The sequence below is a fragment of the Dactylosporangium sp. CA-139066 genome, from assembly GCF_050936175.1.
GTDB lineage: Bacteria > Actinomycetota > Actinomycetes > Mycobacteriales > Micromonosporaceae > Dactylosporangium.
Window position 1 is genome coordinate 582,748 of record NZ_JBNJNH010000001.1, and the last position, 18,480, is coordinate 601,227.

Here is an 18,480-nt window from a genome sequence, read left to right on the forward strand (position 1 = left end):
GGCGGGGGACGTAGGAAACGAGAGCAGCACGCACTTGCGCGCAACAAAGCGCGCTCACGTGTGTACTGAAGTACGGCCCGGCAGCCGACTGACCGGCCGAAAGGCCGGGCGCCCTCATTGCCTTGCGGACGGGCTCAGGGACAAGCTACTCCACAGGAAATGCCCAGGGGCCGGTGTCGCGTCCGGCCGGTAAGGCGGTATTGCTGTTGCCGTCTGCTCACCTGCCGGACGTCACCTACGGCTCATACCGGCGCGAACACTGCTTCGCGGTGCGCGGCAATCCGTCCGTCGCGCTTCGCTCGGGCCCGTCACGTGCCGAGACGATTCGCCGGTGATCCGGGCTGTCCTCGGAAGTTCGCGGCGGTTGCCGTCAGCGTTGCCGTAAGAAGGCACGGCCTACCGGAGGATGTGGGCCGTCGACGCGGTGTCGGTGTCGGACGGACTTGGTCGCCGTCACGCGAGGCGGCTCAGCCCAGGTGATCCACCGGTGCCGTGTTCAGCAGTCAGGCCAGCGGCATCCCCGGAGTCCGCCTCCATCGGCCCGCTCGAGTGGCGGCCATACCGCTGCCGGCTGCGGCGATCGGGCGGGGTGGCGGCGGACCCGGCGCGGGCCCGCCCAGACGCCGAGGCGGTGGTCCGTCCAGCCTCGGGGCAGAGCGCGGCGATCGCTGTCGAGGGAGCGACTGCGCTGACCGCGCGTAGCGCTGGTCAGTGGCCGCGCAGCGGCCATGGGGGGTGCGGGGTGGGAACCCCCCGCCGCGGCGAAGCCGCCGAAAACACTGTGGGCACGGTTGGGTTCGAACCAACGACCCCCCGCTTGTAAGTTCTGCCCGCTCCGTCCGGCGAGATTCATGCATGTTCTTGATGTGCAGGAACCGTCCGGCGCGGATCGCCGGCGACCGGGGGAGTTCGCGGCGGTTGTCGTAAGCGTTGCCGTACGGCAGCCGCCTCATGCGTCCCTGGCCGCAGTAGGCCGCGTCCGACGTTGTTACCAGGAGCGATCCGGCGCGGGTCAGTCCGTCGCTTTCGGATGGCCTGTGCCAGCGTGCTTGATCCAGCAGGTGCGGGTGTCGTGATCGACGAGATACCAGACCCGGCCGCCTGCGGTGACCTCGTACTGCCACTGGGCCAGGGCTCGTCCGCCGTGCGTGTCTGTGGACAGGCTGCCTTTGAGCGGGTGCTGCCGGCTGGTGGGGACGGCGGGACAGGGGTCCGCTTCGATCGCGTCGAACGCCGCACGAGTGTTCGCGCCGGCCTGCCGGCACAGCTCTTCCCAGCCCTTGGCGGCGTCGTTGGACGCGAAACGCAGCGCATAGCCGCCGGGCCGAGGCGGCGGGGCCGCCCGGTCGCCGCGCTTGGCGCTCACTGCCCCTCCGGCCGCATTACGGGTCCGAAGTCGTCGAGCGGTTGGGCGGTCAGCGTCCTGTACAGGTCCGGGTCGGCGTGCACTTCGGCGGTGTGCCGCCATTCCACGAGCAGCTGCGAGACCGCCGCGGTGTTGCCGATCGCCGCCGCGGCCTCCGTGGTGGACACGAACTCGGCCGCCATGACGTCGATGTCGGCCACGGGCAGGAATCGGACCCACGGCAACGCGTTGGGCAAGACCTCCCGCAGCAGTTGCGGGTCGCGACGCGCGACGCCGGCGAGCAGCCGCGAGGTCACGTCGATGACCTCCGCCTCGGCGTCGGCGCGCTCGGCCGACATCAACACAAGGTCCGCCGCGTCACGTCGCCGGAGGCGTACCGCCCGCGCGCGCGTCAGGCGATCCGTTGTCTCGGCCGGCTGACGCAGCAGCTCGGAGAAGGGGACTGATTCCAACGGTGCAGCGGACACATTTCAACACTACTTCAGAAGTGGCGCGCTGGGCCAGCCTCACAACGCATCACGCTCAGTCCAACCCGGACGGGACGCGGCGATTGGGTGGGTGACAGCGAACCTGGCGCGGACCCGTGCGGACGCCGAGGTGGTGGTCCGTCCAGCGAAGGTGCAGAGCGCAGTGATGCCGCCGGGGGAGTGGCTGCGCTGACCGCGCGCAGCGCTGGTCAGTGGCCGCGCAGCGGCCATGGGGGTGCGGGTGGGAACCCCCGCCGCGCCGAAGGCGCAGAAAACACTGTGGGCACGGTTGGGTTCGAACCAACGACCCCCCGCTTGTAAGGTCCGAGCGCCGCTGGCCGGCCGACCTTTGGCGATCCGCGACGTCGGCGGCACCGTTTGATCGACGTTCAGGGATCGCTGGACTGCCACAGACGTTGCTACAGGTGGCGCTACAGCGGGGGCACTGCTCTCGGCGTACAGGTCGCCTCGTCTGTCCAACCCTGCTCACGCTGTATGCGACCGCATCGGAACTGGCCGCACTTCGACAGCCCAGGGACGGCCCGGGGGAGATCACGTTCTCGTGCGAGGGTGGCGGGCGTGAGGCGAAGCTCTCGTTACTTGCGAGCCATCTCTTCATATGTAAAGATAGTCTCATGGAGAGGCTGAGTCGCATTACGCCCGCCATCTTGGATGTTTTGTCCGTGCTTCTGTCATCACGAGATGATCTCCACGGCTTTACGTTGGCTAAGGCTGCCGGGCGGCCAACTGGGAGTGTCTACATCATCCTGGGCCGGCTGGAAGATGCTGGGTGGGTGGAGAGCTATTGGGAGGACGTCAATGCTCAGAACGAGGGTCGACCCCGTCGAAGGTTCTACAAACTGAGTCCAGACGGCGCCAGCGCAGCTCGCAAAGTTCTCGAAGAGCGACGACCGCGGCAAGCACGCTTGTCTGTTGGTGAAATTCCTGGTTTCACCGGACTTCAGGGCGCGTGACCGATGATTTGGGCAGTCTTGTCTGCAGTGGTTGTGCCGGTGATTTTGGCTGAGATTGGCGAGGTTTCACCATGGCTTGCTCGACGCCTGTTGGAGTGGGGAGCAAAGCAGGTAGGAAATCCGCATAAGGCGGAACGCTATAGAGAGGAGTGGCTTGCTGGAATCGAAGATGTCCCGGGGAAACTTACGAAGCTAGTTAAGGCGTGCAGTATTGTGGTCCGCCTGGTTCCAGTTGTGAACTTCAGCGCTAACCGGAATGTCTATGCCTGGCCGGCCATCAAGGCTTGGGACACCGTTCTGGCGGTCTTCTACCCGGTTGCCGCCGAGCGCATAAGGAAAGAGCGGTTTAATAGCTATGTTGTCATGGTGCGCCGAACTGTGGCCAACGAGCGCGCGGAAGCTATCACAATCGGGAAACTCATGTCGATGCTATACGAGGCGGCGGAAACTCGGGGTCGAAGATTGCTCCCCCGGGTTCGAGTTATAAGAAGCGGAACATTTGAAATGGAAGTCGACAATCGCCGAAGGACAATAACTCTAGCTGGCCTGCCGTCGACGCGGAAGACGAAAGCCACGGCACCACACTTGACTGCGTGCACGGCTCAAGACGGCCAGCTCGAAGCGTTGGAGATAAGCGATAGTGCGCCACCAACGTAACTACGCGCGGACCGAGTAGTAAGAAACTCAACGACGGTCGGATGCAATTGACCTATGCGGCCAGCCACCCAGCGGGTGAGCGTCAACCGCAGGTTGACGCCCGAAGCTCGGGCGGCGCGCGGAGCCGGCATGTCCGAGCTGCAACCACTCACAGCGGCGGCGCCCTCACCGGTGCCAGGTTCTCGTGATGGCCCAGCTTGTCAAGGTGGAGCGCCCGGCTGGACGAACGACCTTGACAAGCTGGGCCATCACGCAAGGGAAGATGGCGGCGGGGAGGGTGTTGCCGCACCGCAAGTCCGAGTCAAAGCGCAGTCTGCTCGGCCCTCACGCCCTGGTCCTCGTCGTCATTCGGCTGCGGACCTCCAGCCTCGCGAGCTTCACAGCTCGGGTCTCGCCTGTGTCCTAGCGGCCCGAGCTGTTGTGCTGTTCGCCCGCGCCGGGGGCTGGAACGCCGCCGCCCGGCGCCGAAGGCAGAGGGCGAGCGGCGCGGCGCTTGCGCCGGCCCCGTTGCGGCGCGGGCGAGCGGCCCGCTTCGGGCCGCCTTGAACCTGTATAGAAAGTTCTCACAGGTGACGCGGTCAGACGCGGTCCGGCGGCCATCGCCCGACATCGCGGCGGGCCAGGGAGCTAGAACGGCATTGGTCTACTGGTCGATACTTTTGGCTATCGACTTCCGCCTTCCGACGGTGGGATGGTTAACGGGTGAAGCTGGGGTATGTCTTGTGACCTCGTGGTGGCTCGGCCTGCTGCTGGGCGCCGTTGGCGCAGCAGTCGCCGACGGTACCAAGATCAGCGCTTTCATGCTGACCTTCAAACGCTGGCCATGGACGAAGGACCGGCAGCGTGCGCCGTTCTTCGTTGGTCTATTAATTCGCATAGCATGCGCGGCGGCGCTTTCTTCGGTTGTTGCTACCCAGCCCATTGTGGGATGGTCGGATCAGCCACTCGCCTTGTTCTTGGTTGGCCTCTCGGCGCCGACGCTTGTTCAGCACGGCACTCGCCTTGGGCGGGCAGTGCTGAAAGCTATTATGGCGGAGTACTCTGGGGCTGGGGGTGACTGAGGTGCGCATCGCAAGCGGTGGAATCAACGCAAAGAGTTTTGCCGGCCGTGTGGCTGGCGTTGTTGCTGGCGATTGGGCTTCGGATGATGTGCCGGATGTAGGACCGAAGATTGTGATCGGTAGGTACCCATTTCTCCGGCGTGTAGTAGATGTTGTGGCCGGTGATTGGGTTGGAGATTCGCCTGATGTCTATGTGAAGAGTCACGAAGCCGACTCCGACTCGGGTACAGGCGGGCATCGTCGTGATTCCACCGCGTCGAGACATGAGGCGAGTTTGCCTGAAGAGTTTCTGCCTGCTGAAGTTAGTCGGGTGCTGGAACAAGAGCACGACTTTCCTCGTCGGCTGAAGCCAGTTGGCTACGGCGATGCGGCGGAAGTCGCGAACGTCGTCCTACAAAATGTGCCGGTTATCCTAGACTTATCGGAAGTCAGCGACGTTGATGCGAAGCGGCTAGTTGATTTTGCCGCCGGACTAACGAGGGGAGTTCGTGGTGTATTTCGGCGTTTTAGTTCGCGCGAATTCTTGCTGTTGCCCGGCCCGGAGGTTCCCATTGCGCCTGGGCGCGTGAGTCGTTTGGTATGGCGCGCGGGAGATCCTCTGCTATTTGATTTGCCGAGTGTGGTGCCTCAACAAGACTACTCGCGGCGTGCGGCGGCATCCCTAATCGATGAGGCGCGTCGGGCTCGCTGGGGAAGTGAATTGGAGCGTGCGATTACGCCGCTGCCAGATGATTTGCGGCGTGCAGTGGCGTCCTATTTGCGAGCGATACCTCTACCAGATGTTGCGCAACCCCCGGATCCCCGACCAAATAGTGTAAAGCGAACGTTGACGGAGAAGGAGCGTCTATTAGCTCGGCACCTGATTTCGGGGCTTACCAACGCGCAAATCGCTAGACGGATGAGCTTGAGTCCGCATACGGTAAATTATCTTTTGCGGAGTCTTCTTCGTAAGTTCGGGGTAACGGGCCGGGCGGCGCTTGTTCGTCAGTTGACTTCGGCAGGCGAGGGGATTGAGGTCCGCCGTACAACCGTTAGGCCAGAGGTATTCTGAAAGTTAGGCCCGACGCGTCCGGCTAGTACTTCGGTTCAACGGGCACGGGAAGTTTTTCGGCCCAGTCGCGGAGCGCCTGGCTCGCGCGGCTCCTCAGGTCTTCGTCCGCGGCTTGTTCGATCAGGAATCGCTGTTCAACCGGGAGAGTAAGCTCGCGGTAGAGCTGAAGATCTTCGAAACCGTAGGTGGCTACGTCGAAGCTGCTGGCGCCGAAGATTAGGCGTGGAATTCGTGCCCAATAGCAAGCCACCAAACACATGGGGCAAGGCTCGCTACTGGCGTACATCACGCCATCTGGCATCAGGTGGCGCTGCAGCTTCGTGCCAGCGTCCCGTAGTGCCATCACCTCCGCGTGGGCGGTTGGGTCATGTAGGGCGACCACGCTGCTCGTACCCTCGCCGACGATCTGTCCGGCGACTACGACGACCGCACCGAACGGGGTCTTGCCTTCGTCCTCCAGCGCGTGGCGGGAGATGTCGATGGCCCGTTCGAGGAACATGCGGTCAACTGAGCTGATTTCGTCAACCATTCGTTGACTCCTTTCCGCGGCGTGCCGTGGCCTGAGGTTTCGACTGCGTCTCCCACGGTTTACGCGGCCAAGGCCTTAGTGGCGTCACGAAGTGGAGTTCGGTGCGGTCGGCTGGATAGTCGGCGTCTGACACCTCGACCACACGGCCTTCGGCGTCGAGCGAAATCCGTCGGCAGAAGATGAGTGGCACGCCGTCGGGCAGGCCCCACATCTGTACCTCGACGGTCGTCGGCATCCGCGCCGTGACCTCGTCGACCATCGACATGATCTCAATGCCCACGGTGGAGAGTTGGTGCTGAGTGCCACCCGGCCACGGCTCGTTTCGCTCGTCCAGCAGGGCCGGGTTGCTGGCGATGAGCGCCGTAGGTATGTACGCCACGCTGTAGGACAGGTGATGACCGGTCTTGCGATCGACGGCTTCGTAGCGACGGCGTAGCAGCTCGTCGCCCACGTTGATGCGGAAGACGTCTGCCAGCTCTCTGCTGGCCGGAATCACGTCGTAGTGGGAGCTGAATCGCTGCTCGGCGATGGACATGTTGAGGTTGGTCTCGGCCTCGCCGAGGCTCGCTCGTTCGGACTCGCTGAGTAGTGCGAGATCCTTTTCGACTTGATGCCGCTCGGACGAGCGCACCACCCTTCGCGGTGGGATGCGTACTGTAGGCGCTTTGCCTCTGCCGGCTGAGATCAGCCCCTGTGCTTTGAGCAGGTTAATTGCTCCGCGTGCTGCGCTCATCGAGCAATCCCAGCGATCGCAGAGGTCTGCCAACGTCGGCAGGGAGTCGCCCGGGGCCAGGTCGCCGGCCTCGATCTGCATACGGATGTCGTCAGCGATCCGCAGGCTGATCGGCGGCTGGACGGCTGTGGGACGGGGTTCCATGCCCCCATCCTCGCAGGTTTGTACGCAAACTCTTGCGTGACCCGCTTCGATGTCGTACCTTGCTGCTTGTGAGTTTGCATACAAACTCACGAACTGGCGGGGCGATGTGCCTCGCTGTGGAGAGCGCAGATGCGCTCCGTCATGGAGGAGGGCCGCAAGTGGCTCAGCGGATGAAGTACCTGTTGGACACGTCGGGCTACGAGTTCGAGGTCGCGAAGACGGCCGTGCCGAAGGTCGACGAGAAGGGTGTGCAGAAGCACGACCCGGTGTCGGGGCACCCGGTGTGGGTGGTCGAGGTGATGGCGTTCATGGGCGAGGACCAGGGTGCGAACCAGGTCGACGTGTCGATCGCGTCGCCGGTGAAGCCGGATCTGCGGTGGCGTCAGCCGGTCCAGATGGTCGGGCTGGAGATGATCCCGTGGGCGTCGAAGGGCCGCAACGACCGCGACCCGATCCGCCAGGGGATCAGCTTCCGCGCGAAGGAGATCGTCCCGGTCGACGTGGCGCGCCTGCAGTCCGTCGCCTGAACCTGTTCCACCACCACAACCCCTGCGTTCGGGGTGTTCGGACACGGGGTCGCTCAGTGATTGGCGTCGCTGCGACCCCGGGTCCGGTCCTGCATCAACAGTCCTTGATTCCCGTGTAGGGAGGACGTGTCATGTTCAAGTCTAGCGGCCCGGGCAAGTCGGGTCTGGTGTCGAAGATGTTCCGTGGCCCGCAGGTCACGGTGATCGACGCGAATGTGCGCCGGTCGTGGGCGCGTCGTGCGCTGATCGCGTTCATGGTGACCGCTGGTGTGGTCGGCGTGCTGACCGCGGTGGTGCTGTCGCAGGACCATCACCCGATCGTCGGCCTGTTCGGCGGTATCGGGCTGGGTCTGGCCGCCGGCGCGGTGGTCGGGCTGCTGGTGCTGCTCTGGCCGGTGCTGCGGATCTTCTGGCACTGGTCGGTCGAGATCGGTACCGCGGTGCTGTTGGTGTCCGGCTGGACGGCGTTGATGGACGCCGCTCCGCTGTACGTGACGCTGCCTGTGGTGCTGGCGTTGGCCGCGGTGCTGGGCCTGCTGGAGCCGGTGCGGCGTCGCCTGGTGGCGGTGGTGTGGTGTGTCATCGTGCGGCATCGGCTGCGCGTGTGCTTCACCGCGTTCATCCATGCTGCCGGTTCGGTCCAGGCGGGCAACCCGCCGCTGATCCTGTGGGCCCGGCCGACTCCTGCGGGGGAGCGGGCCTGGATCTGGCTTCGTCCGGGGCTCGCGCTGAGCGACCTGGAGGGCCGGATCGACAAGATGGCGGTGACGTGCTGGGCGACCAGCGTCCGGGTGACCCGGTCGGACTCGCCGTACGCGGCGCTGATCCGTGTCGACATCGCCCGGCGTGATCCGCTGCGCCACACGGTCGCCTCGCCGCTGGTCGGCATGGTCGGCCCGGATGACCCGACGCCGGTGTCGCCCGGTCCGGCTCCCGCGGTGGACCTCAACCTCGACCTGGACGACCTCATGACTGCTCCGGCGGACGAGCCGAAGCCCCGCGGCCGGAAGGCCCGCGAACCGAAGACCGACGACGAGTCGCCGACGCTGAGCCTCGACGACGAACTCGACGCCTTCATCTGATCCCACAACCCGCTGCTGACACGTACGTGTCAACGCGGGACCCCCAACCCTGTCGTGTCGGCGCGGGGCCAGTCCTCTTCGACGCCATGTCCCGCGCCCCACTCCGGACCTTGGAGCACCTGTTATGGCCGCGCCTGTTTCGCCGCTCGGCCAGCGCTCCGACGACGCGCCGCCGAGCTTCTCCCTGTCCATTTTCGACCCGGTCTACCTCGGCATCGACGAGTACGGCCACCCGATCTACGTCCCGATCATCTTCCGCAACTTCATCATCGGCGGCGAGCCCGGCGCGGGTAAGTCGTCCCTGCTGAACAATTTCGTCGCGCATGCGGCACTCAGCCTGGACTGCCGGCTGATTCTCCTCGACGGCAAGCGGGTCGAGCTGGGCCTGTGGAAGCGGGTCGCCGACGCGTTCGTCGGTCCCGACCCGGAACTGGCGATCCGGCTGCTGCGGCGAGTGCAGCGGATGATGGACAACCGCTACGAGTACCTCGACTGGTGCGAACGCCGGAAGATCGATCCTGGCGACACGTTCGACGCCTATTTCGTGGCGGTCGACGAGATCGCCTACTTCTCGGCCACGGCCGGGGACAAGACCAGCCAAGAGAAGTTCTCGACCCTGCTGCGGGACGTCGTCGCCCGTGGCCGCGCGGTCGGCATCATGGTCGTCGCCGCAACGCAGCGTCCCTCGTCGGACATCATCCCGACCAGCCTGCGGGACCTGTTCGCGTGGCGGTTCGCCGGTCGGTGCACCACCGACTCGTCGTCCGACATCGTGCTCGGGCACGGCTGGGCCGCGCAGGGCTACAGCTCCAACACCATCGACCCGAACAACCAGGGCGCCGGGTTCCTCATCGCCGAGGGCGGCGTGCCGAAGCTGGCGAAGTCGGCCTACCTGACCGATGCCGAGATCAAGCGCATCCGCAACCACGCCGAACGGCTCCGCGCCGGTGGCGTCACACCGGCGAAACTGCCGTACCGGCCCGACCTGGTGAGGGCGGCATGAACCACTTCCTGCTCCGCCGCGGCGGACACACCGACTGGTGCGCGCAGGACCACACCTGCGGCCTGGGCGAGCACCGCGCACAACCGATCACCCGCACGACGCCAAGCGTCGGCACCTTCACCCTGACCCGGGTACAGCACGCCGACCGCGGCGAGTACGCCGAGGTCCGGCTCAGTATCCGGCTCGCCCCCGGTCGGGGGGCCCGCGCCCATCTGGCGCGCCTGCTGCGACTGCTCGACCACTTCATCGCACACGCCACCACGCAGCAGCAGTAACGGCGTTCCAGCGGCGACACCAGCCCAGCTTCCCGGCAGACCTGGCGCCGCCGCCCCAACCACACCAACAGCCCTTCACGAAAGGACGTGGCTGCCGTGCACCCTACCCAAAAACCGGCCCCGGTCGACCTGCCCGGCGACTACTTCTCCGCCTGGTCGGAGGAGGTCGCGGCGTACGAGCAGGAGCAGATCGAGCGCTACCTCGCCCTCGCCGCGCAGGACCAGGCCGCCGAGCTCGTCGCGGTCGACCTGTACGGGACGCCGGCCGACACGCTGCGCTGCGCCGCCGTCTACCTCGACCACCATGGCTGGATCCAGGGCGAGCGCTACCGCGACCCGTCCGCACTCTTCCCGGCCGCCGACATCACCGGCGCCGTCCGGGCCGCCGTCTACGGCAAGCCCATGCCCGGCGACGTCCTCGACGGCGTCCTCGGCTGGCACGTCGACATGGCGATCGCCGCCCTGGCCGACCACCTCGGCCTCACCGACACCGACATGCATCTACTCGGCTGGCTGGCTTACAGCAGCCACGCCGTCACCTGCTGGAACGACGAGACCGGCCGCACCGCCACCGAGGCCATCACCGCCATGCGGGCCGCGGCCGACGCCTACGACATCACCTACACCGGCGGCCCCCGATGACCGCCAGCCCGTTCACCACCGCCGCGCTCGTGCGAGAACTCGAAGCGGCGTGGACCGTCATCCGCGGTTTCCACCCCGAGGTCCCGGCCGCCGTGCTCGTGGTCGCCTCGGGCTCGGCAGCGAAGTCCGGCAGTGCGCTGACCCTCGGCCACTTCGCCACCTCGCGGTGGCAGCACGGCGACACCCAGCTGCCGGAGGTCATGGTCTCCGGCGAGGGACTGTCCCGGACGCCGGCCGAGGTGCTGTGCACCCTGCTGCACGAGGCCGCGCACGGCCTCGCCACCGCCCGCGGCATCCAGGACACCAGCCGCCAGGGCCGCTGGCACAACGCCAAGTTCAAGCAGCTCGCCGACGAGGTCGGCATCACCGTCACCAAGGACGACCGGATCGGCTGGTCCGTGTCCACCCTGCCCGACACCACCGCGCAGCGCTACGCGGTCACGCTGCGGCACCTCGCCGCGGTCATGTCCGCCTACCGGCACCCCGACCCCACCGGGGCTACCGGCCGCGCGAACAACAACAACGGCGTCAGCGCCGAATGCGCCTGCCCACGCCGCATCCGCGTCTCGACCTCGGTCTTCACCGAGGGCCCGATCCTCTGCGGCGTCTGCGGCACGCCGTTCCTCGACCCCGACGCCGAGGACCCCATCGACACCACCGGCAGCGCCGCCACCGACGCGTGCGACGCCGAGGACACCGACGACACCGAGGAGTCCTGATGCCCAAGAACACCGTCAACCCGAAGTTGACGCCCGGCGTGGCCGAGACGCTGCGCCGCGCCGCCGACTACATCGACCGCCACGGCCTGCACAAGGCCGACTACTTCGCCTGCGGCACCCGCCGCACCGACCAGCAGTCCGGCACACTGCCGGCGGCCTGCGCGATCGGCGCGATCTCGTACGGCGCCTACGGCCGGGTCCGCCGGGACCCGTGGGGCAGCTACGTCGCCCTGACCTCGACACCGACCAACGCGTTCTCCGACGCGGTGCTGTGGTTCGAGCAGTACGTCGATGACCGCCACGGCAACACGGTCTCGGGCTGGAACGACCACCCGGACCGCACCGCCGCCGACGTTGTCGCCGCCCTGCGGGCCGCCGCCGACGAGTACGCCTCATCGGCTGGTGACGTCCGATGAGCCCGCGTCCGCGCCGCCGCGCCGTGGTGGAGAACGACGAGTTCGCCGCGTTCACCAGGCGCATCATCCGCGCCTACGCCCGTCGTGTCGCCGCTGGCGACATCGAGGCCCTGGCCGACATGGTCGCCCTGTCCGAGAACCTCGACGCCGCGATTGGCGAAGCGGTCACCGGACTGCGCAACCACCGTCGCCGCTACTCGTGGGAGGAGATCGCCGCCCGGCTCGGGATTACCCGGCAGGCCGCGCACAAGCGGTGGGGCGGTGAGCGTCGTGACGGCACCGGCGACTGACCCGATGCGCATTCCGGTCCTGGACACCCAGGTCGCGCTCGGCATGAAGGTCGAGTTCTACGACCCGGACGGCGCCCGCTACGGCCTGCCGACCTACCCGTACCGGTGGGCCCCGACCCACCTCGTCACCCGCCGCCAGCTGCGCAACAGCAACCTGCGCCCTGGCGGGCAGGACATCGCCGCGCAGATCCTGTGGCGGCACAAGGGCCGCCGCCGCGTGGCCTACCTCTACGACATCGCCCACACCAAGGCCAAGCGCACCGCCACCCCGGCCCAGCTCGCCGCGGTCGGCAAAGCGCTGCAAGCCCGCCGCACCTGCACCAGCTGCGGCCAGGAGAGGCCCTACTACATCCCCCGCCGCTACGGCGAATGCCTCGACTGCATCCCGGACGGCACCCGATGACCACCAGCACGCTCACGCGCGCCGACCGCGCGACCCACGAGCGGGTCTGCACGCGACCCACGACCGGGACGACCTGGTCCGACCGCTGCCGCTGCCGCCACGTGCGCGGCCGGCACACCGCCGCGACCCATGCGGCGATCCACACACCCAACGGCACCTGCACCGGCCGCAACCTCGCCGGCGCCTGCCTCTGGCCCGACTGCCCCTGCACCGGCTTCACCACGTGAACGGAGACCCGACATGACCCCTGACATGACTCCGAACCCGCTGGCCTCGGCGGCCGCTCTGCGCAACGCCGCCACCTACCTCGAACTGTTCGGCTGGTTCCCGCTGGACTACTTCTACCTCTGCCCGGACCGGTTCCCGTCCGCTGACGTCGTTGGTGCGATCTCGGTCGCCGTGTACGGCCGCGCCGTCTACGACCCCTTCGACGACCTCAACCCCTTCATGGACCCCAAGGACCTCGCCGTCTTCACGGCGACGGCCGAGTACTTCGACCAATACCTGCGCAGCCAGCACGGCTACGACCACGGCGCCCCGCTGTGGAACGAGCAGCCCGAGCGGACCTTGTCCGAGGTGACCACGACCCTGCGCAACGCCGCAGACGACCTGGAAGCCTCCCACGACCGGCAGAACAGCTGACCGGCGATGACCCCGACCCATGACGCCCTGCGGCAGCCCGTCGGCGACACCGTCGCCGACCGCTGCCCCCTCACCGACGTCGACTCCTTCTGCATCACCAACCCGACGGCGCACAGGCTCACCGTCGCCCTGGCCCGGCTGCGCGCCGAGCAGCGGCACATCACCGCCGCCAACCGAACCCTCGTCGAGTACGGCCTGACGACCGGCAGCCCGGAAATCCACGCCCGGCTCCGCGCCATCCAGGCCGAAGCCCTCGCCATCGCCACCCGGCTCGACACCCTCGGCGCCCACGACCCGGACGCCGCCGCCCTCATCCTCACGGCAGGAGCAGCACGATGACCACCGACCCGTACACCCTCGGCAACGTCCGTGTCCCGCTGGACCTCGGCAGGTCCGTCTCGCTCGACCTCAGCCCGCGGGAGGCACTCAACCTGGCCATCAGCGCCGTCATCGCCGTCACGAGCAGCGTCCGTGACACCGGATACGACCTGACCGACCACCTCGACGCCATCACCGAAGACCTCGCCCACGCGGCCACCGCGTTCGGTCGCAACCGCGCCCCCAACCTCGAGACCTGGCACCCCGACGCCTACCGCACCCAGACGCTGCCGCAGCCGGACGTCGACAAGGACTGCGACGGCTACAGCGTCGGCGTCATCATCACCGACCCGCAGGACCGCATCCTGATGATCGAGCGGGTCAACGCCCCGGCCGGCATCGCACCGCCCGCCGGACACATCGACGAGCACGGCACCGCCGAGGACACCGCCCGCGCGGAGGTCTGCGAAGAGACCGGCCTCACCATCACCTCGCTGGACCTGCTCGGCCGCTGGCGCCGCAGCAACGTCTGCCGCCGCCGTCACCTGGCCTCCGGCCCCGGCCACGACTGGACCGTCTACACCGCACAGGCCACCGGCACGCTCACCGCGCAGCCCGACGAGACCCGCAACCCCCGCTGGTACACCCGCGACGAGTTGCAGGACCTCGCCTACCGCACCGTCTCCTACGCCTACGGCCTGATGTCCGACGCCGAGTTCGCCGCCGCCCCCGGCCTCGAACCCGTCTGGGCCGACTTCCTCTACACCGCCGGGCGCATCCAGCTCCTGCCCGGCGACCTCTCCATGATCAACAAACTGGCGTGTCGCTCGCCCTACCACCTCAGCGAGGAGGGCCACCAATGAACCGCACCGCACCCGCCACCGGCCGCGGATGGGCCTACACCGGCGCCATCCTCGGCGGAGCCATCTCCGTCGCGGCCAACATCGCGCACTCCTTCATCCGGCCGGCGACCGCCCCGGACACCTGGAGCCCCGAGCCCGGCGCCGTCATCAGCGCGATGGCCTGGCCCGTCGTGCTGTTCGTCGCGGTCGAGATCCTCGCCCGCACCCCCTGGCCGAACAAGGTCAGCTACCACCTGCTGCGCTGGGCCGGGCTGCCCCCGGTCGCGTTCGTGGCCGCCCTGGTGTCCTACCGGCACCTGTCCGGCCTGCTCGCCTACTACGGCGAAGAGCCCATCGTCCAGCGCCTCGGCCCGATCGCCATCGACGGACTCATGCTGATGGCCACCGGCGCCATCATCGCCACCCGACACATGACCACCCCGGCCGCCGACACCACGCCGGCCGACACGAGCACCCAACCGGCGAGCGCACCGCTCGCCGCCACGGTCCACGCACCCACGACGACCGCCGTCGCCGCGCCGCGACCGGCCATCGCCCCCGGCCTGGTCCAGGCCGCCGCGCCCGAATCGGCTGCGGTGCCCGGCGCCGACCCCAGCCTCGACGAGCCCCCGGCCCGATCCGTACCGGCCACCACCAACACCGCATCCACCGAGCAGGCCGACTCCACCGCGCCCCGGCACGACATCGTGCCGCCAGCCCCGGAGCAGGCACCGGCCGCGTCCGCACACGACTTCTCTGTCACCGTTGCCGACGCCGCCCAGCCGCCGAAGCTCCCGGTCCCGGCCGCACTGCTCACCCGCGCCCGGCACATCGCCGAAGCGCACCTGGAGGCCAACCAGGTACTGATCCGCCCCGGACAGCTCGCCGCCCGGCTGCAGGTCGACTCCGACACCGCGAAGCAGGTCCTCGCGCTGCTCGACCTCGACCCGAACCGGCTGCGACAGCCCGCCATGGCCGCCAACGGCACCGCCGTGGAGCACATCGCGTGACCGTCTCGACGCTGACCCTCACCCCCGGAGCTACCACAGCCCCGGGGGTGGGCGCCGTCGCCGAGCCGACCCCCACCACCCCTGACACGTACGTGTCAAACCCCGTCGCCGGAACCCGGGCGGTGACCGGATGAGCGACACCCCCGCCGGCCTGCTCGCCCAGGCCCACGCGTCCAACCCGGTCACCCTGCGCGACCACGTCGCCGTCCGGGTCGTGCAACCCGACTACGCCGACTGGCTCGACCACATCAGCCCGGCCGCCGCCTGCACCCGCCCCGTCCGGCTCGCCGGTGACCTGTTCACCGTCCGCGGCACCAGCACCGGCGGCGCCCAGATCATCCGGCACACCCCGACCGAGCACCTGCCCGACGGCGTCATCTACAAAGCCTGCGGCAACCGCCGCGCCTCCTTCTGCCCGGCCTGCGCCCGCACCTACCAGCGCGACGCCTACCAGGTGCTGCACACCATGCTCGTCGGCGGCAAGGGCGTCCCCGGCAGCGTCGCCAAGCACCCGGCCGCGTTCGTCACCCTCACCGCCCCGTCGTTCGGCGCCGTCCACACCCGCGCCGTGCGGCACCACACCTGCCCCAACCGCCGCCGCTGCACCTGCCGCCCGGACCCCTGCCACGCCCGCTCCAACGGCCCCGGCCGCTGCGAGCACGGCCAGCCCGCCGTGTGCTGGGCCCGCCACGAACCCGGCGACACCGTCCTGGGCCGCCCGCTGTGCCTGGACTGCTACGACCACAGACACCAGGTCGTGTGGAACCTGTTCTCCACCGAACTGTGGCGGCGCACCTCCATCGCCCTCGGCCGGGCCCTGGCCCGCCGCTGCCGCGAGCTCGGCATCCCGTCCCACCTCGTCACCGACGGCGGCGGCCGGGTCAAGCGCGTCGCCCCGGTCAAGGTCACCTACGGCAAGGTCGCCGAATACCAGGCCCGCGGCGTCGTGCACTACCACCTGCTCATCCGCCTCGACGGCCACGACCCGGCCGCCGACCCCGCCGAGGCGCTGCCGCCGCCCGCACCGCTGACCTACAGCGACCTGCACGACGCCATCGCCGCCGCGACCCGCGCCGCGTTCGTCACCCCGGCCCACCCGGACCGGCCGGAAGGCTGGCCCGTCACCTGGGGCGAGCAGGGCATCGACATCCGCCAGATCGCCCTGGCCGGCACCGGCGCCGTCACCGACGGCATGGTCGCCGGATACCTGGCCAAGTACGCCACCAAAGCCACCGAGGCCACCGGCCATCTCTCCACCCGGATCACCCCGGCCACCGTCGAGCACTACGCCGACCCCACCGGCGACCACAACGCCCGGCTCATCCACGCCTGCTGGCACCTCGGCCGCCACATCCCGCGCCCCGACGCGGCCTGGAAGTGCCCGGACTGCCGCACCTGGACCCGACTCGCCGCCTGCCCACACTGCGACCGCGAACGTCAACCAACGGTTGACACCGGACCGGCCCGCGACGGCAAACCCAACCCCTACGAGGGCCTGCGCCGCGCCGCCCACAAACTCGGCTTCGCCGGGCACTTCCTGACCAAGGCCCGCCGCCACCCGGTCACCTTCGGCCTGCTACGCGCCAACCGGGTCATCTTCCGCCGCGCCGCCGACGCCACCGGCCCCGACCAGCCGATCCGCCTCGCCGACCACCTCGACGAGGAAACGACCCTCGTCGTCGGTCTGCTCACCTTCGCCGGCGTCGGCTGGCGCACCATCGGCGACGCCGCACTGGCCAACACCGCCGCCGCGATGGCCCGCGCCCGCCGCGATGCCGCCCGCGAAGAGCAGGCCCACGAGATTGGCTCAACCTACGCATCCGGCATGCCCAACGCCGCGTAATTCGTATCGGACACCGGATATCCGGAGGAAAGGAAACGTGGAAAAGCTGTTGTTGACCGCCGCCGAGGCGGCCGAGGTCTTGAACGTGGGTCGCTCGACCGTATATGACCTCATTCGGCTGCAGTTGCTCAAGTCGGTAAAGCTCGGTCGTTCGCGCCGCATTCCGGCAGTCGCGTGCCAGGAACTGGTGGCCCGGCTTCTCGAAATGCCGGACGGATGGGAGAAGCAGCATGGCTGACAATGCAAAGCCGCGGCGGCGAAACGGCGAGGGCAGCGTGTATCAGCGCAAGTCCGACGGTCGCTGGGTCGGTGCCGCGTACGTGCTGACCACCTCCGGCGTGCGTCGGCGCAAGGTTGTCTACGGCGACTCGTGGGAAGAGGCCCACGAGCAGCTCGTGCAGCTCGTCGCCAACTCGCACAAGGGGATTCCGGTGCCGGACCGGTCCTGGCCGATGCGTGACTATCTGCCGTACTGGTTGCAGGTGCATGCCCGGGAATTGCGGGCCAAGACGATGGAGGGCTACGAAAGCGTCGTCCGGCTCCACCTGATGCCCGGCCTCGGGTCCAAGCGGCTCGACAAACTCTCTGCCCATGACATTCGCGCATTTCTTGCCGCGTTCCGCGAGAAGTGCCAGTGCTGCGCCGCCGGACTGGACAAGCGGCGCGGCCCGGATAAGCAGTGCTGCTCACGCGGGAAGTGCTGTCGGCGGATGCCCAGCGTTCGTCAGGTGCAATTCGTGCACGCGGTCCTGCGCAACGCCCTCGCCCATGCGGTCCGGGACGAGCTGGTGCCGCGCAATGTGGCAATGCTGGTCAAGGTGAAGGCACCGCGGTACAAGGTCGGCCGCGGCCTGTCCGTCGACCAGGTGCGGACGCTGCTCAAGACCGTAGAGGGCCACCGCCTGTATCCGCTCTACGTGGTGGCGGCAACGATGGGCCTGCGCCGCGGCGAGCTGCTCGGCCTGCGCTGGGCCGACCTGGACCTGAACCGGGGTACGTGGCTGCCGGACAAGACAGCGCAACGGGTGGCCGGCGGCCTGGTCCTGCAGGACACCAAGACCGAGGGCTCCGACGGGCTCCTACCACTGCCGGAACTCACCTGGCTCACGCTGCTCGACCACCAGCAGAGGCAGCAGGCCGAACGAGAGCGGATGGGGGAGCGCTGGCAGGACCACGACCTCGTCTTCCCCTCCGAGGTCGGCACCCCGATGGAGCCGCGCAACCTCAACCGGCACTTCGAGGGTGTGCGGGCCCGCGCCGGCCTGCCGGGCGTCCGGCTGCACGACCTGCGGCACACGATGGTCACGCTGCTGCTGGAGCTGGGGGTCCCGCCGCACCTGGTGCAGGCCATCGCCCGGCACGCGGACGTGGACATCACGCTGAAGATCTACGCGCACACCAACCTCGACGCGATGCGCGAGGGGATGAAGCGGCTTGATGACCGGCTGGACTGAGTTGCTACAGGCGCTGCTACACGTGGCCGTTG

The 18,480-nt window shown here is 68.2% G+C and carries 24 protein-coding genes and 1 tRNA gene; 20 read left to right on the plus strand and 5 right to left on the minus strand.

From position 1 onward, the window contains the following. Positions 1-1,012: 1,012 nt before the first annotated feature. The 3 genes from ACQEVU_RS02725 to ACQEVU_RS02735 form a co-directional block, all read right to left on the minus strand. The gene (locus tag ACQEVU_RS02725) at positions 1,013-1,366 is read right to left on the minus strand and encodes a hypothetical protein (RefSeq protein ID WP_433320002.1); all 354 of its coding nucleotides are present in this window, start codon (positions 1,364-1,366) and stop codon (positions 1,013-1,015) included. After that, positions 1,363-1,704 carry a hypothetical protein gene (locus ACQEVU_RS02730; RefSeq protein ID WP_433320005.1) on the minus strand — a complete coding sequence of 114 codons (342 nt, stop codon included), beginning with the start codon at positions 1,702-1,704 and terminating at the stop codon, positions 1,363-1,365. Before ACQEVU_RS02730 ends, ACQEVU_RS02725 begins: the two co-directional genes overlap by 4 nt. Before the next feature lie 409 nt (positions 1,705-2,113). Further along, positions 2,114-2,177 (minus strand) — tRNA-Val (locus ACQEVU_RS02735). A gap of 291 nt (positions 2,178-2,468) precedes the next feature. Here ACQEVU_RS02735 and ACQEVU_RS02740 point away from each other — a divergent pair. The 3 genes from ACQEVU_RS02740 to sepF all read left to right on the plus strand — a co-directional run bounded on the left by ACQEVU_RS02740 (position 2,469) and on the right by sepF (position 5,576). Further along, positions 2,469-2,807: a PadR family transcriptional regulator gene (locus ACQEVU_RS02740; RefSeq protein ID WP_433320008.1), complete on the plus strand. Its 339-nt coding sequence runs from the start codon at positions 2,469-2,471 to the stop codon at positions 2,805-2,807. Between the two features lie 1,295 nt (positions 2,808-4,102). After that, positions 4,103-4,525, plus strand: coding sequence for a hypothetical protein (locus ACQEVU_RS02745; RefSeq protein ID WP_433320011.1), 423 nt, complete (start codon positions 4,103-4,105; stop codon positions 4,523-4,525). Continuing rightward, positions 4,518-5,576 (plus strand): cell division protein SepF, encoded by a 1,059-nt coding sequence (sepF, locus tag ACQEVU_RS02750; protein ID WP_433320014.1) that lies wholly within the window; start codon positions 4,518-4,520, stop codon positions 5,574-5,576. The genes ACQEVU_RS02745 and sepF overlap by 8 nt, the downstream gene beginning before the upstream one ends. Before the next feature lie 22 nt (positions 5,577-5,598). Here the strand turns inward: sepF and ACQEVU_RS02755 are convergent, their stop codons facing one another. After that, on the minus strand, positions 5,599-6,105 hold the full coding sequence (locus tag ACQEVU_RS02755; RefSeq protein WP_433320017.1) for a nucleoside deaminase: 507 nt from the start codon (positions 6,103-6,105) through the stop codon (positions 5,599-5,601). Then, complete coding sequence (locus ACQEVU_RS02760) at positions 6,098-6,982, minus strand: GntR family transcriptional regulator (RefSeq protein ID WP_433320020.1); 885 nt, start codon at positions 6,980-6,982, stop codon at positions 6,098-6,100. The genes ACQEVU_RS02755 and ACQEVU_RS02760 overlap by 8 nt, the downstream gene beginning before the upstream one ends. Positions 6,983-7,152: 170 nt before the next feature. Here ACQEVU_RS02760 and ACQEVU_RS02765 point away from each other — a divergent pair, with 170 nt between their 5' ends. The 17 genes from ACQEVU_RS02765 to ACQEVU_RS02845 all read left to right on the plus strand — a co-directional run bounded on the left by ACQEVU_RS02765 (position 7,153) and on the right by ACQEVU_RS02845 (position 18,448). Continuing rightward, complete coding sequence (locus ACQEVU_RS02765; RefSeq protein ID WP_433320023.1) at positions 7,153-7,509, plus strand: hypothetical protein; 357 nt, start codon at positions 7,153-7,155, stop codon at positions 7,507-7,509. A gap of 131 nt (positions 7,510-7,640) precedes the next feature. Beyond that, entirely contained in the window at positions 7,641-8,591 is a 951-nt protein-coding gene (locus tag ACQEVU_RS02770; protein WP_433320026.1) for a hypothetical protein, read from the plus strand. Between the two features lie 124 nt (positions 8,592-8,715). Further along, the gene (locus ACQEVU_RS02775) at positions 8,716-9,594 is read left to right on the plus strand and encodes an FtsK/SpoIIIE domain-containing protein (RefSeq protein ID WP_433320028.1); all 879 of its coding nucleotides are present in this window, start codon (positions 8,716-8,718) and stop codon (positions 9,592-9,594) included. Continuing rightward, positions 9,591-9,869: a hypothetical protein gene (locus tag ACQEVU_RS02780; protein WP_433320031.1), complete on the plus strand. Its 279-nt coding sequence runs from the start codon at positions 9,591-9,593 to the stop codon at positions 9,867-9,869. Before ACQEVU_RS02775 ends, ACQEVU_RS02780 begins: the two co-directional genes overlap by 4 nt. Before the next feature lie 96 nt (positions 9,870-9,965). Next, positions 9,966-10,511, plus strand: coding sequence for a DUF6197 family protein (locus ACQEVU_RS02785; protein WP_433320034.1), 546 nt, complete (start codon positions 9,966-9,968; stop codon positions 10,509-10,511). Next, positions 10,508-11,230, plus strand: a complete 723-nt coding sequence (locus tag ACQEVU_RS02790) for a hypothetical protein (RefSeq protein ID WP_433320037.1) — start codon at positions 10,508-10,510, stop codon at positions 11,228-11,230. The genes ACQEVU_RS02785 and ACQEVU_RS02790 overlap by 4 nt, the downstream gene beginning before the upstream one ends. After that, positions 11,230-11,646, plus strand: coding sequence for a DUF6197 family protein (locus tag ACQEVU_RS02795; protein ID WP_433320040.1), 417 nt, complete (start codon positions 11,230-11,232; stop codon positions 11,644-11,646). Before ACQEVU_RS02790 ends, ACQEVU_RS02795 begins: the two co-directional genes overlap by 1 nt. Next, on the plus strand, positions 11,643-11,936 hold the full coding sequence (locus tag ACQEVU_RS02800; protein ID WP_433320042.1) for a hypothetical protein: 294 nt from the start codon (positions 11,643-11,645) through the stop codon (positions 11,934-11,936). The genes ACQEVU_RS02795 and ACQEVU_RS02800 overlap by 4 nt, the downstream gene beginning before the upstream one ends. A gap of 4 nt (positions 11,937-11,940) precedes the next feature. Further along, entirely contained in the window at positions 11,941-12,339 is a 399-nt protein-coding gene (locus ACQEVU_RS02805) for an RRQRL motif-containing zinc-binding protein (protein WP_433334758.1), read from the plus strand. Next, complete coding sequence (locus ACQEVU_RS02810) at positions 12,336-12,566, plus strand: hypothetical protein (protein ID WP_433320045.1); 231 nt, start codon at positions 12,336-12,338, stop codon at positions 12,564-12,566. The genes ACQEVU_RS02805 and ACQEVU_RS02810 overlap by 4 nt, the downstream gene beginning before the upstream one ends. A 13-nt stretch (positions 12,567-12,579) precedes the next feature. Then, entirely contained in the window at positions 12,580-12,981 is a 402-nt protein-coding gene (locus tag ACQEVU_RS02815; RefSeq protein ID WP_433320048.1) for a DUF6197 family protein, read from the plus strand. Between the two features lie 6 nt (positions 12,982-12,987). After that, positions 12,988-13,320, plus strand: a complete 333-nt coding sequence (locus ACQEVU_RS02820; protein ID WP_433320051.1) for a hypothetical protein — start codon at positions 12,988-12,990, stop codon at positions 13,318-13,320. Then, positions 13,317-14,162: an NUDIX hydrolase gene (locus ACQEVU_RS02825; protein ID WP_433320054.1), complete on the plus strand. Its 846-nt coding sequence runs from the start codon at positions 13,317-13,319 to the stop codon at positions 14,160-14,162. The genes ACQEVU_RS02820 and ACQEVU_RS02825 overlap by 4 nt, the downstream gene beginning before the upstream one ends. Beyond that, a complete protein-coding gene (locus tag ACQEVU_RS02830; RefSeq protein ID WP_433320057.1) occupies positions 14,159-15,151 on the plus strand; it encodes a hypothetical protein in 993 nt (330 codons plus the stop codon). Before ACQEVU_RS02825 ends, ACQEVU_RS02830 begins: the two co-directional genes overlap by 4 nt. A gap of 130 nt (positions 15,152-15,281) precedes the next feature. Next, positions 15,282-16,994, plus strand: a complete 1,713-nt coding sequence (locus ACQEVU_RS02835) for a replication initiator (protein ID WP_433320060.1) — start codon at positions 15,282-15,284, stop codon at positions 16,992-16,994. Positions 16,995-17,031: 37 nt separating this feature from the next. After that, complete coding sequence (locus ACQEVU_RS02840) at positions 17,032-17,232, plus strand: helix-turn-helix domain-containing protein (protein ID WP_433320063.1); 201 nt, start codon at positions 17,032-17,034, stop codon at positions 17,230-17,232. Continuing rightward, entirely contained in the window at positions 17,225-18,448 is a 1,224-nt protein-coding gene (locus ACQEVU_RS02845) for a tyrosine-type recombinase/integrase (protein WP_433320066.1), read from the plus strand. Before ACQEVU_RS02840 ends, ACQEVU_RS02845 begins: the two co-directional genes overlap by 8 nt. Positions 18,449-18,480 lie beyond the last annotated feature (32 nt).

Bases quoted from the DNA above. Each gene is read 5' to 3' on its own strand.
- ACQEVU_RS02730 (WP_433320005.1), bottom strand. From the start codon at position 1,704: ATGTCGGCCGAGCGCGCCGACGCCGAGGCGGAGGTCATCGACGTGACC.
- ACQEVU_RS02740 (WP_433320008.1), top strand. From the start codon at position 2,469: ATGGAGAGGCTGAGTCGCATTACGCCCGCCATCTTGGATGTTTTGTCC.
- ACQEVU_RS02755 (WP_433320017.1), bottom strand. From the start codon at position 6,105: ATGGTTGACGAAATCAGCTCAGTTGACCGCATGTTCCTCGAACGGGCC.
- ACQEVU_RS02760 (WP_433320020.1), bottom strand. From the start codon at position 6,982: ATGGAACCCCGTCCCACAGCCGTCCAGCCGCCGATCAGCCTGCGGATC.
- ACQEVU_RS02765 (WP_433320023.1), top strand. From the start codon at position 7,153: ATGAAGTACCTGTTGGACACGTCGGGCTACGAGTTCGAGGTCGCGAAG.
- ACQEVU_RS02770 (WP_433320026.1), top strand. From the start codon at position 7,641: ATGTTCAAGTCTAGCGGCCCGGGCAAGTCGGGTCTGGTGTCGAAGATG.
- ACQEVU_RS02775 (WP_433320028.1), top strand. From the start codon at position 8,716: ATGGCCGCGCCTGTTTCGCCGCTCGGCCAGCGCTCCGACGACGCGCCG.
- ACQEVU_RS02780 (WP_433320031.1), top strand. From the start codon at position 9,591: ATGAACCACTTCCTGCTCCGCCGCGGCGGACACACCGACTGGTGCGCG.
- ACQEVU_RS02790 (WP_433320037.1), top strand. From the start codon at position 10,508: ATGACCGCCAGCCCGTTCACCACCGCCGCGCTCGTGCGAGAACTCGAA.
- ACQEVU_RS02795 (WP_433320040.1), top strand. From the start codon at position 11,230: ATGCCCAAGAACACCGTCAACCCGAAGTTGACGCCCGGCGTGGCCGAG.
- ACQEVU_RS02800 (WP_433320042.1), top strand. From the start codon at position 11,643: ATGAGCCCGCGTCCGCGCCGCCGCGCCGTGGTGGAGAACGACGAGTTC.
- ACQEVU_RS02805 (WP_433334758.1), top strand. From the start codon at position 11,941: ATGCGCATTCCGGTCCTGGACACCCAGGTCGCGCTCGGCATGAAGGTC.
- ACQEVU_RS02810 (WP_433320045.1), top strand. From the start codon at position 12,336: ATGACCACCAGCACGCTCACGCGCGCCGACCGCGCGACCCACGAGCGG.
- ACQEVU_RS02815 (WP_433320048.1), top strand. From the start codon at position 12,580: ATGACCCCTGACATGACTCCGAACCCGCTGGCCTCGGCGGCCGCTCTG.
- ACQEVU_RS02820 (WP_433320051.1), top strand. From the start codon at position 12,988: ATGACCCCGACCCATGACGCCCTGCGGCAGCCCGTCGGCGACACCGTC.
- ACQEVU_RS02825 (WP_433320054.1), top strand. From the start codon at position 13,317: ATGACCACCGACCCGTACACCCTCGGCAACGTCCGTGTCCCGCTGGAC.
- ACQEVU_RS02830 (WP_433320057.1), top strand. From the start codon at position 14,159: ATGAACCGCACCGCACCCGCCACCGGCCGCGGATGGGCCTACACCGGC.
- ACQEVU_RS02835 (WP_433320060.1), top strand. From the start codon at position 15,282: ATGAGCGACACCCCCGCCGGCCTGCTCGCCCAGGCCCACGCGTCCAAC.
- ACQEVU_RS02845 (WP_433320066.1), top strand. From the start codon at position 17,225: ATGGCTGACAATGCAAAGCCGCGGCGGCGAAACGGCGAGGGCAGCGTG.